Genomic DNA, 11,487 nt, shown 5'->3' on the forward strand with positions numbered 1-11,487 from the left:
TTACCGACTTTGGCGAAGCTGCCTCGTATGGCGTCGTACATGTCCACCGTGGTCAGCGTTCGTGACAGCTCTGCATGGCGCGACGTTCCGGTGATCACCGCTTTCGCGTTCAGCGCCTTGAACAATCGCAACTGGTCGCTGTCCACCAGGGCAACGAGTCCGATCCTGAAACGCTTTCCGTCCATATCGGCATCAGCCGCGGCAACGGCGTGTGCGGCGACGGCGCGCGCCTGGCTGGCCGCGTTCAACCCTGCGCGTTCGCTGACGGCCATCGCCAGGGCATTGCGTGCGCGCTTGGGCGTCGTGTATCCGCTCAGGTCTACCAGCTCGGCATCCGGCGATGCCGACTGGGCGAGTGCGGTCAGCATCCCCACCTGCATCCGGGTGGGCAACAGCGTGGCGCTGCCCTCGAACGCCTTCCTGACGCCGCCTCCGATCATTCGCGTCAGGGGCCCTGAAAGCTGCTCCACCAGCCGTGCCGTCCCCTGGAACATCGCACTCAGCTTTCCGGCGGATTCTGCATCCAGCAATGCCTTGAGCGCGTTGGACAGGCCGTTAGCCGCTGTCAGCCAGTCCCGCGCGCCGGGTCCAACACTGGCCTGTTCCATGGTCTGCTTCCAGGTCTTCAGCAACGCATCCTGGTTCCACATCTGTGCTCGCAGAAGGATGGCTCCGGGGTCCTGCAGATCTTCCAGCTGCAGCTGCTCGAGCAGATAGCCCATGATGAGGCCGCGCGAGGCTGAGTCGCGCAGCAGGTTGGTCACGACTTCCTGGTAGAGCACCCCACTGGTGCTGTCCTTGCTGTCGAAGTTGCTCTGCATGTGCTGCTTGAAAGAAGGCGCGCGCCACCATGCAATCATTGCCCGATCAAGATCGGCCACGGTGTCTTCATAGAACCGCTCCTGCGCAGGCGCGTAGATCTTCTCCAACCAGTGAATATGCGCATCGGCTTGGCGCAAGTGACGGCTGTACTTGCGCCAGGATTTGTCGGCCTGGACCAGCACCGCCTCCTCATCCTCGACAGCAAATATGTCGTGATTCCACGCGTGCAGCGGCCTGGCCAGCTGCTCCGCACTGGTCTTTCCGCCCAGTATGCTGACCACGCCACGACCGAACAGGGCCGCTTCCCTGCGGCGGTACCCGACCTCTTCGAACGCCCCTTGTCGCACGGCGCCCTCTATCAGCGAAATGGTCGAGGCAGACTGGACCCTCTCCTGCCGCTCAGGCTCGGCCTCCCATTCGAGAATGCGTTCGATGGCGAGCTGGTTGAGATCGGAAATGATGCCGATCGGATCGTCCAGCGCCACCAGCGCAGGCGGTGCTGCCTGCGGCTGCCCGGCAGCGATGTCTGCCTGCGCGATCAACTGGTCGACCTGCGCAATGGAGTAGTTTGCCCATTGATCCAGGCTGTACTCGAATGCATGCACGCCGGGAACCGCATTGAACGGCATCTCCTGCACGCCCCGGTCATTGCGCGTGAGCGGCAACGTTGTGAATGGCTTAGCAAGATGGAGTTCAGCCACCTGGCCGCGGGCCTGCCCAAGGCCGGCCACGTGCGTTTGAGTGGAGGTACCGGCCCGCCACGCGGCAACGTCAATGCATCGCATGTGCCGCTGGCGATAGGTGGGATCCTGGTGCATCCCCCACACCCTGCGCGTCCACGGTGCGCTGCTGTAGGCCAGCCACAACAGGGTTGCCTGGGCGGCGTCGGGCACGATGATGCATTTGGACAGCAGCGTTTCCCCGTGGCGCGAGCACCTTGCCGGCTGCGTATCGTTCTGGGGCGGTGGGGTCTGGTCGCGGATGTCGAACTCACTCAGGTCACCGTATTCGTTCAACTGCCATGCCTTCCACTCATCACGCGCCTGGTGGTAGCTGTAGACATAGCCGCCGCGCAGCAGGCGAAGCGTGTAGTACGCTGCGCCCGTTGGAAGCGGCTGTTCATCACTGAGCGCATCGAACGGGGCCTGCAGCAGCGGTGCTGGTTCGCGTACTTCAGCGTCTGCACGCGCCACCGCATAGCGTGCAAGCAGCAGCGGCAGCCCTGATGTGATGCAGTTCGGGCAGTAGTCGGGATGACTCTCGGGCCCAGTCATGCCGCCTCCGTCTGCAGACCGTGCTGCAGCTCAAGCTGGCAGGCCATGCGGTAGGACATTCCCTGCTGGTGCACCCGTTCCAGGCGCCGGCTCACGACCACCTGCTCGGCCGGATCCCCAGTGCCGCGCAGACGCTGGCAGGCATACCACTGCAGATCATCCAGCTCATGCAGCCCTGCGTTGTGGGCTTCGCGGAGCGCCTGCAGCAACGCAGGCAGCAACGTGCTTGCATGGCCGGCCCCCGCCTCGGCGAGGTCCCTCAGGCAACCGTTGATACAGGCGACCTGGGCCAGTTGCTCCCATTGGTCTGGATCGATCAACGCACCGGACAACACTCCTGTGGCCGGTCGCAGCTGGGTACGCCACGTATTGCCCAGCGGCTCATGCCACGTCCACGCAGTAATCGGCCCCATCAGCTGTGCCATCTGGGACGGCCCCAGCATCCACCGGAGATGTCGGAACACCCGTGCGTCGTGCACGCGGAACAGCACCCTGCCGGTACGCGGCCGCAGGGGTGCCATCCGGCTCATCAGGTGGGGTCGAACCCGGTCCGGTGCGTCGCTCTCAAGCAGGGTGCAGAACAGCGGCCGGCCGCGATCACGCAACTGGGCATCAGCCCGCTCAAGCAGCTCAAGCCGCGCCTGCCAGGGCAGTGCATGCAGTGCCACCAGCAGAGGCGGATTGTGCAGTCGCCTGCCTAGCAGCGGTGGGTTCAGCGGTTCGACGGGAAGATCGGCGAACTGTGCGGCAGCGACCTGCGTCGGGTCGACGATGCCATGCGTCTGTGCGAGGAACGTGCGATGCCCCAGGTCAACAGGGGCCGCATCAGGCGAGTCCAGGTCCATTGGATCACGGTGAAAGGGTGTGATTCCACCGTAGAACCCGGGACCAAGGGCGTTAAGAGGCAAAAGCGACAGTTCGCGTGATCGCCTCACTTTTGCAACTTTTCGTACGGAAGCACCGTCGCTCTGCCGCCGGATACGACGAGGCCCGGCATGACCGGGCCTCGCTGTACCTCCGCCGGGCATGGCCCGGCGCTACCGCTTCCGGTCAGCCGGAGATGGCCAGGCGCTCCTGATGGTAACGGCGCACCGCGGCAAACCACAGGATCGCGGCCAGGCCGAGGCTGGCGCCCAGGTAGATCGCCCAGATGGTCGGGGTGATCACTTCATGGCGGATCACCTTGAGCAGCATCTGGTTCTGCGACAGGAACGGCACGGCGTACTGCCACAGCTGGCTCTTCACCGGGTACGCCATCAGCGCGTAGCCCGGCAGCATCGGCAGCAGCACCAGCCAGGTCATGTGGCTCTGGGCTTCCTTCATGCTCTTGGCTGCGGCCGACAGGTAGGTCAGCAGCGAGGTGCCGATCAGCAGCATCGGCAGCATCACCAGCAGCATCTGCACCATCGAGAGGATGTTCATGTTGAGCTGGCGGCTGACGTTGCCGGAGGCGAACTGGGCACTGACCTTGAACGCGACCAGTGTCAGCAGCAGCGATACGAACCCGACCACGCAGGCCGCGCCGATCTTGCCGCTGACGATCGCGCTGCGCGAGCCGGGGGTGGCCAGCAGCGGCTCCAGCGATTGCCGCTCGCGCTCGCCGGCGGTGGTGTCCATCACCAGATAGGCGCCGCCGATGAACGAGGTCAGGGTCAGCAGCACCGGCAGCAGCATCGACAGCATCATGCCGCGCTTGGCTTCGGTACTGGCCATGTCCTGCGTGGCCACATCCAGTGGCCGCGCAACCTGCGCATCGACGCCGCGGGCCATCAGGCGCAGGGCTCCCACCTGCCCGTTGTAGGTGGACAGCGCCGCCTGCAGGCGTGCCGTGGGCACCTCGGCGGCACGCCGCGTGCTGTCACGGATCACCTCCACCAGCGCCGGCTTGCCATCGGCCCAGTCCTTGCCGAAATCCGCGCTGATGCGCAGTGCCACGTCGATGTCCTGGGCGCGGATCGCTTCAGCCAGATCCTTCGGTGCCGCGGTCGCGTTCAGGCCCTGCGCGCCGAGGAAGCGGACCAGGTTCGGGGCGTGCTCGGCGCCGATGGTGGGAATGTCCAGCGGCTGTTCGATCTGGGTGCGGAAGCGGCTTTCCGACAGCTTGCCCATGCCCAGGATCAGCAGCGGGTACAGCAGCGGGCCGAACAGCAGGGTCAGCGCCAGCGTGCGGCGGTCGCGCGAGAGGTCGCGCAGTTCCTTGCGCATCACCGTCATCAGGGTCGACATCATGCTCATGCGTGCAGGCCCTCTTCGCTGCCGATCAGTTTCACGAACGCGTCTTCCAGGTTGGTTTCGCCGGCCTGCGCGCGTAGTTCATCGGCACTGCCGGCCGCCATCACGGTGCCCTTGGCGATGATGACGATGTGGTCACACAGCGCGCCCACCTCCTGCATGATGTGGCTGGACAGGATCACGCAGCGCCCTTCCTCGCGCAGGCCCAGCAGGAACCGGCGCAGCGCGCGGGTGGTCATCACGTCCAGGCCGTTGGTGGGTTCATCGAGGATGACGTTGCGCGGGTCGTGCACCAGCGCGCGGGCGATGGCGGTCTTGGTGCGCTGGCCCTGCGAGAAGCCATCGGTCTGGCGGTCGAGGATGTCGGCCATGTCCAGGGCGTGCGAGAGCACTTCGATGCGCTCGCGGATGCGCTGCGCCGACAGGCCGTGCAGTTCGCCGAAGTAGGTGATGTTCTCGCGCGCGGTCAGGCGCTTGTACACGCCCCGCGCGTCGGGCAGCACGCCCAGGTGGCGGCGCACCTCCACCGGATCACGCGCGGCATCGATGCCATCGACGGTGATGCTGCCCTGGTCGGGCGTCATCAGGGTGTACAGCATGCGCATGGTGGTGGTCTTGCCGGCGCCGTTGGGGCCGAGCAGGCCGGTGATGCGGCCATCGGCGGCCTGGAAGCCAACGTTGGCCACCGCCTGGACGCGACCGGTGCGGGTGTCGAAGGCCTTGTGCAGGTTGTCGGCGACGATCATGGGGTCCATCCGTTGAACGAGGTGAACGCCGGCACGTGGCTCAGCGTGTCCAGGCAGCGGGCATCGAGTGCCTTGGCATCCTGGGTATCAATGAACTGGCCCAGCAGGCGCGGCATGCAGCCGGCGGTGAGCGTGCCGTGGCCCTGGCCGCGTGCGACCAGCGCGCGACCGTTGGGCAGGCCCTTGAGCACCTGTTCGGCGTAGCGCGGCGGGGTGACCGGATCCAGTTCGCCGGACAGCAGCAGCACCGGCAGGTCGCTCTTCAGCGGCGTGGTGAGCGTGGCCGCAGCCGGCTGGTGCGGCCACACCGGGCAGGCGGCGAAGAACGCACGCGCCGCTTCCGGGCCGAAAAGGGCGTCGTCGCTTTCCGGCGGCGCCTGGTAACGCGGCGCATCCTCGCTGCAGATGACCGACCACTGCATGCCACGGTTGATCTGGAAATCCATGCTGCGGGTGGCACCGCGGGCGAGCGAGGCCAGCGGCGCATAGCGGCCCTGTGCGGCTTCATCCAGCACCAGCGGCAGCAGCGAGGAGTACTCGGGCACGTAGGAGAACGCGAAGGCCAGGCCGACCACGCTGTCCGGGCTCAGCACGTCCTGGCGCGGCGCATTGGTGCCGGGGTCGCGGTAATCGACGGTGACCGGGGAGCTGCGCAGGGTCGCGGCCACTGCGCGCAGCTGTTCGCGGGTATCGACCGGGAAGCGCTTGCTGCAGGCGGCATCCTTGCGGCATTGCGCCGACTGCAGGGTGATGGCGTTGTCGAAGGTGTTGGCGAACTCGCCGCCGACCACCAGGTCGTTGGGCACGACGCCGTCGATGACCAGGCTGCGGGTGTGCTGCGGGTGGGCGATCGCGTAACGCTGGGCGACGCGCGTGCCGTAGGAACCACCGACCAGATTCAGCTTGTCCGCGCCCAGCGCCTGGCGCACCGCGTCCAGATCGGCGATGGCCTCGGCGGTGGTGTAGAAGCGTGCGTCGGCGCGCCCCTGCAGCGATGCCGCACACTGCTGCGCGTAGTCGCGCATCAGCGCTTCAGTCGGCGCTGCATCTTCGTCCATCTTCAGCGGCTTGCCGTCCGCGCCCAGGCAACTGAGCGGGTTGGAACCGCCGGTGCCACGCTGGTCGATCAGGAACACATCGCGCTGCTTGCGCACCTGGCGCAGGGCCGTATCGACGATGACCGCCACTTCGCTGGCCGCCTGCCCGGGGCCGCCGGCCAGGAAGAACACCGGATCGGGCTGACCATTGCCGCTGTCATCCGATTCCAGCCAGGCAATGCGCAGGTCGATCTTGCGGCCCTCGGGATGGGCGCGGTCTTCGGGCACCTGCAGGGTGCCGCACTGGGCTTCGACGTTCGCGCTGGCGCCGACCGTGGTCAGCGTGCACGGACGGAACTCGATCGCCCCGTAGCGCTGGCTCGGTGTGTCATTGCCGTCGGCGGCACCGGGGGCCGTTGCACTGCAGCCGGCAAGCATCGCGCCGGCAAACAGCAGGCCGGCCGATCGCCTGGCCAGTCGGAAAGGGTGTTTTTGCATCGTGCTTGATTCCCCTGGAGGACGTTCCTGTCGACCACGACGCAGCGCCGCGGCAGATGTGACCAACTCTGCGAACAAACTTACACGGCCCCGCCGCTGGCGGCGATGGGCAACCGCGCTAGGCCAATGCAACCGCCGCCACCAGCCGGTCGCGGCCTTCGGCTTTTGCCCGGTACAGCGCGGCATCGGCGCGGGCGATCAGGCCGGCCAGGTCAGTGTGGCCGTCATCCATGGCCAGGCCGATGCTGGCGGTGACCGCCACCGGACCGGTACCGAGCGGCGCGGGCCGTTGCTGCAGTGCATGACGGATGACCGTGGCCAGGCGCTCCGCTTCGCCGGCGCTGCCGGGCAGCAATAACAGGAATTCCTCGCCGCCATAGCGGCTGAGCAGGTGCACGTGGCCGCGTGCGCAGTGCTCCAGCACGCCGGTGAAATGCTGCAGCACCTGGTCACCGGCCAGATGCCCCCAGCGGTCATTGATGGCCTTGAAGTGATCCACGTCCAGCAGCAGCACTGCCAAAGGACGCTGCAGGCGACGCACCTGCTGCAGCTGGTCGGACCCATCGGCCAGCACTGCGCTGCGGTTGAGCAGGCCGGTGAGGCCATCGGTGCGGGCGGCGCGGCGCAGGTCCACCAGCAGGCGCTCCAGCAGCAGCAGGACCAGCGCGAAGCAGCGCGCCAGTTCCAGCATCACCCCGGCCAGGTAGGTCAGGAACATCGGCGAGCCCGCCCGCATGATGTCTCCGCCCGCGTCGGCATTGGCCGGCAGGAACAGGCGCACGATGTAGACCAGCACTTCGGCCAGGAACACGGCGGCGGCCAGGCGGCAGCTGATGCGCTGCGCCGGTGGCGCGTGGCGCAGCAGCAGCGCGGCGATCCAGCCATTGATGACGATCGCGAACACGCTGTACACGTGCAGGCGCACGTCCAGGCTGGGCCATGGCACCAGGAACAGGAAGATGCCGGCCATGAACGCGCCGGCCAGGCCCAGCGCGCGCCACAGCGGCATCGGCTGGCCCAGGTGCAGGGCCATGCCGCGCAGCATCAGCACGCTTGAGGCCGCCATGGCCGCATTGCCACCGAGGATGGCCGGTACCTGCGGCAACCAGGGGCGCAGCCCCATCAGGATCACGCCCAGGGTGAGCAGCCACAGGCTGGCCGTCCACAGGCGCAGCACCGGCTGCCCACGCAGCACCACCAGCAGCAGCGAGAAGCCCGTGGCGATGCCGATGCACAGCAGCAGTCCCAGTACGCCGATGGTGGGAAGGTCCAGGGACATGCGATCCGTGCGTGCCAGATGATGCCCGCATCCTAGCGCGTTCCAGCCAGTGCGCCATGACAGCGGCGCGCTACCAGCAGGCGCGATCCACCGGCAGCCGCAGGCCCGTGTGGTCCATGCTCAGCGTGCCGCAGGCGTGGTCGGCCTGTCCGGTCAGCGGCTCGGCCGTCACGGTGTACCCGCTGGCGGCCACGTTCACCCGCAGCTGGTAGGCCGTGAGCTCTGCGGCGCATTGCGCCTGCGGGGCGCCCTGGTAGTCCAGCACGCGCGTGTAGTGCCCTTCGAGCACGCTGGCCTGGCTGGCAATACAGGCCTGGGCCTGCACGCGGTGGGTCTTGACCACGTGCTGGCGGTAGGAAGGCACGGCGATCGCGCCGAGAAGGGCGATGATCGCGCAGGCAATGATGATTTCCATCAGGGTGAACCCCGGTGCGAGGGCGGGGCGCAGTGGGGTCGGGGGCATGGCTGCCACGTGGAGGACGGTGGGAAGTTGCATCCACCTTGGGCACGCCGGCCCCTCCAGCGCTATTCCACGATTTGTATTCTGCAGCGGGCCCAACGCGCTGCAGCGGGCTCAACCGGCCGCATACGCCTGCGGCTGGGCGCATCCGGGCACTTCACCGCTTCCCTGCCGGAAGGGTGAGAAACGCGGCCACAACGAATGGGCCATGCGCACACGGTCAGGCGCATGGCCGAAAGCGACAGGACGGGGCGGCGTCCCTGTCCGGGCCCTGATGCAGGGCCCGCGCGCCGGCATTACTTGCTGCTGACGTACTTCTCGCGGCGGATCTGCGGGTTGCCCAGCCCGGCATCCTTCAGCGCTTCGGCGCAGGCATCGACCATGTCCGGGTTGCCGCACAGGTAGGCGATGTCGGTGGCCGGGTCCGGGGCGAAGCCGGCCAGGGCCTGCTGCACGTAGCCGTGCTGCACGTCCGGGTGCGGGTCGGCCGGCAGTTCGCGCGACAGGCACGGCACATAACGGAAGTTCGGGTGCTTTTCGGCGAAGCTGTAGAAATCTTCGCTGTACAGCAGCTCGCCCGGGCTGCGCGCGCCCTGCAGCAGGACGACCTGCACGCCGCGCTCGGCCATGGCCGTTTCCAGCAGCGGCAGCATCGACCGGTACGGGGTGACGCCGGTGCCGGTGGCGATCAGCAGGTATCGGGCATTGTGGTCGCCGGGGTTCAGGCAGAAGCGGCCGTAGGGGCCGGACGCACTGACCTGGCCGCCGAGGTCCAGCGCCTCGAACAGTGCCGTAGCGGCGCCGCCGGGCACGAAGCTGACGGCGATGTCCACCGCCTCGCCCGGGCCCAGCGCGTGGTCGTGGATGGTCGCCAGCGAGTAGCTGCGCTTGGTTTCGGTGCCATCGGCGTAGCTGAAATGGACCTGGATGAACTGGCCGGGCTGGAAATCCAGCGGCTGGCCGTCATCACGCACGAACTGGTAGTGGCCGACGGTGGGCGCCAGCATGCGGCGGCCGACCAGCTTGATGGGGAATTGGACAGGCACGACTTTTCGGGACAGTGTGTAGCCGGGGCAAGCCCTCGGGGTCTTCTATAATAGCCCCTCCCCGCCCCTCTCCAGCGCCAGCCCATGGGCGCGAAGGCTTCGAGCTTGGCTTCCCTGAACGATACGGCGCCCGCCCTGCGCGTGCGCGACCTGCGCAAGACCTATGACAACGGCACCCAGGCCCTGAAAGGGGTTTCCCTGGAGGTCGCCCCGGGCGATTTCTTCGCCCTTCTCGGCCCCAACGGCGCCGGCAAGTCCACCCTGATCGGCATCATCAGCTCCCTGGTCAACCTCAGCGAGGGCCAGGTGGAAGTGTTCGGCAGCGACCTGGTGCGCAACCGCAGCGCCACCATGCGCCTGATCGGCCTGGTGCCGCAGGAAATCAACTTCAACCTGTTCGAGAAGCCCTTCGACATCCTGGTCAACTACGCCGGTTTCTACGGCGTGGCCCGCGAGGAAGCGGAGCAGCGCGCCGAAGAGGAACTCAAGCGTGCGCACCTCTGGGAAAAGGCGCAGGTGATGAGCCGCACCCTGTCCGGTGGCATGAAGCGCCGCCTGATGATCGCCCGCGCGATGATGACCCGCCCGCGCCTGCTGATCCTCGACGAGCCGACCGCCGGCGTGGACATCGAGATCCGCCGCGACATGTGGCGGGTGCTGAAGGAGATCAATGCCGCCGGCACCACGATCATCCTCACCACCCACTACCTGGAAGAAGCCGAGTACCTGTGCCGCCACCTGGCCATCATCAACCATGGCCAGATCGTCGAGCAGGGGCCGATGCGCACCCTGCTGGCCAAGCTGGACGTGGAAGGCTTCCTGCTGGACATCGACGGTGAACTGCCCGCGCAGCTGCCGGTGATCGAGGGCGCCACCCTCACTGCGCCGGACGCGCACACCCTGGACATCGACATGCCGCGCGCGATGGACCTCAACCGCGTGTTCGCCACGCTGAACGAGGCCGGCATCCGCGTGCGTTCGATGCGTACCAAGAGCAACCGCCTGGAGGAACTGTTCGTGCGCCTCACCGGCAACCAGGAGAAAACCGCATGAGCGGCACCCCGAACACGCCCGCGGCACCGATCACCGACGGCCAGCGCAACCGCATCGCCCTGATGACCATCGTGCGCCGCGAAGTGGCGCGCATCCTGCGCATCTGGGGCCAGACCCTGGTGCCGCCGGCGATCACCATGACCCTGTACTTCCTCATCTTCGGCGGTCTGATCGGCTCGCGCGTGGGTGACATGGGCGGCTACAGCTACATGCAGTTCATCGTGCCGGGCCTGGTGATGATGAGCGTGATCCAGAACAGCTACGGCAACATCAGCTCCTCGTTCTTCGGCGCCAAGTTCGGCCGCCACGTGGAAGAGCTGCTGGTCAGCCCGATGCCGAACTGGGTGATCCTGTGGGGCTACGTGGCCGGTGCGGTGCTGCGCGGCCTGATGGTGGGCGTGATCGTGCTGATCATCGCCATGTTCTTCACCCCGGTGCGCATCCCGCACCCGCTGGTGACGCTGACCACGGTGATCCTGGGCGCGACGATCTTCTCGCTGGCCGGCTTCATCAATGCGGTGTACGCCAAGAAGTTCGATGACGTGGCGATCGTGCCGACCTTCATCCTGACCCCGCTGACCTACCTGGGCGGCGTGTTCTATTCGGTGAAGCTGCTGCCGACCTGGGCCGAGGCGGCCACCCACGCCAACCCGATCTTCTACATGGTCAATGCGTTCCGCTATGGCCTGCTGGGCAGCAGCGACGTGCCGGTGTGGGTTGCCTATGCGCTGATGCTCGGCTTCGTGGTGGTGCTGACGGCGCTGGCGCTGTGGCTGCTGCGGCGTGGCGTGGGCATGCGCAGCTGAGGGTTGCCTGCAGGGCCTGCGGCCCTGCACCCGCTGCAAGCCAGAGCAACGTCAACGTCAAAAGCTGGGTGTCCGTGGGTTGGCGAGGTGGGTCCGGTTGAGGGGGACGCCGTAAACCCATCCATGGGGGCTTGGTCGCGCCATCCATGGCGCTTACTGATCTGGCTCCCCGTCAGCGGACGCCAAGAAGCGATACTTTGATCGCACTTGGAGGTTCCCTATGTCCCGTATTAC

The 11,487-nt window shown here is 66.9% G+C and carries 10 protein-coding genes; 2 read left to right on the forward strand and 8 right to left on the reverse strand.

The window, feature by feature from the left end; all coding sequences use genetic code 11:
• The 8 genes from QMZ26_RS20715 to QMZ26_RS20750 all read right to left on the reverse strand — a co-directional run.
• Positions 1-2,096 (reverse strand): T6SS effector BTH_I2691 family protein (locus QMZ26_RS20715; protein WP_283222529.1); only part of this gene is annotated, 2,096 nt, incomplete at its 3' end.
• Complete coding sequence (locus tag QMZ26_RS20720) at positions 2,093-2,941, reverse strand: hypothetical protein (RefSeq protein WP_283222530.1); 849 nt, start codon at positions 2,939-2,941, stop codon at positions 2,093-2,095. The genes QMZ26_RS20720 and QMZ26_RS20715, both read right to left, overlap by 4 nt.
• A 205-nt stretch (positions 2,942-3,146) precedes the next feature.
• Positions 3,147-4,331: an ABC transporter permease gene (locus tag QMZ26_RS20725; RefSeq protein ID WP_283222531.1), complete on the reverse strand. Its 1,185-nt coding sequence runs from the start codon at positions 4,329-4,331 to the stop codon at positions 3,147-3,149.
• Positions 4,328-5,074 (reverse strand): ATP-binding cassette domain-containing protein, encoded by a 747-nt coding sequence (locus QMZ26_RS20730; protein ID WP_079224154.1) that lies wholly within the window; start codon positions 5,072-5,074, stop codon positions 4,328-4,330. The genes QMZ26_RS20725 and QMZ26_RS20730 overlap by 4 nt, the downstream gene beginning before the upstream one ends.
• The gene (locus tag QMZ26_RS20735; RefSeq protein WP_200733122.1) at positions 5,071-6,609 is read right to left on the reverse strand and encodes an alpha/beta hydrolase; all 1,539 of its coding nucleotides are present in this window, start codon (positions 6,607-6,609) and stop codon (positions 5,071-5,073) included. The genes QMZ26_RS20730 and QMZ26_RS20735 overlap by 4 nt, the downstream gene beginning before the upstream one ends.
• A gap of 118 nt (positions 6,610-6,727) precedes the next feature.
• A complete protein-coding gene (locus QMZ26_RS20740; RefSeq protein WP_283222532.1) occupies positions 6,728-7,888 on the reverse strand; it encodes a GGDEF domain-containing protein in 1,161 nt (386 codons plus the stop codon).
• A 70-nt stretch (positions 7,889-7,958) separates the two neighbouring features.
• Positions 7,959-8,351 carry a type IV pilin protein gene (locus tag QMZ26_RS20745; protein ID WP_283222533.1) on the reverse strand — a complete coding sequence of 131 codons (393 nt, stop codon included), beginning with the start codon at positions 8,349-8,351 and terminating at the stop codon, positions 7,959-7,961.
• Between the two features lie 293 nt (positions 8,352-8,644).
• Positions 8,645-9,394, reverse strand: a complete 750-nt coding sequence (locus tag QMZ26_RS20750; RefSeq protein WP_079224168.1) for a ferredoxin--NADP reductase — start codon at positions 9,392-9,394, stop codon at positions 8,645-8,647.
• An 84-nt stretch (positions 9,395-9,478) separates the two neighbouring features.
• On the opposite strand from QMZ26_RS20750, the gene QMZ26_RS20755 reads away from it, so the two are divergent.
• On the forward strand, positions 9,479-10,447 hold the full coding sequence (locus tag QMZ26_RS20755) for an ABC transporter ATP-binding protein (RefSeq protein WP_079224169.1): 969 nt from the start codon (positions 9,479-9,481) through the stop codon (positions 10,445-10,447).
• Complete coding sequence (locus QMZ26_RS20760; RefSeq protein WP_079224171.1) at positions 10,444-11,253, forward strand: ABC transporter permease; 810 nt, start codon at positions 10,444-10,446, stop codon at positions 11,251-11,253. Before QMZ26_RS20755 ends, QMZ26_RS20760 begins: the two co-directional genes overlap by 4 nt.
• Positions 11,254-11,487 lie beyond the last annotated feature (234 nt).

It is taken from the genome of Stenotrophomonas sp. PFBMAA-4, assembly GCF_030053215.1.
Taxonomy (GTDB): Bacteria; Pseudomonadota; Gammaproteobacteria; order Xanthomonadales; family Xanthomonadaceae; genus Stenotrophomonas.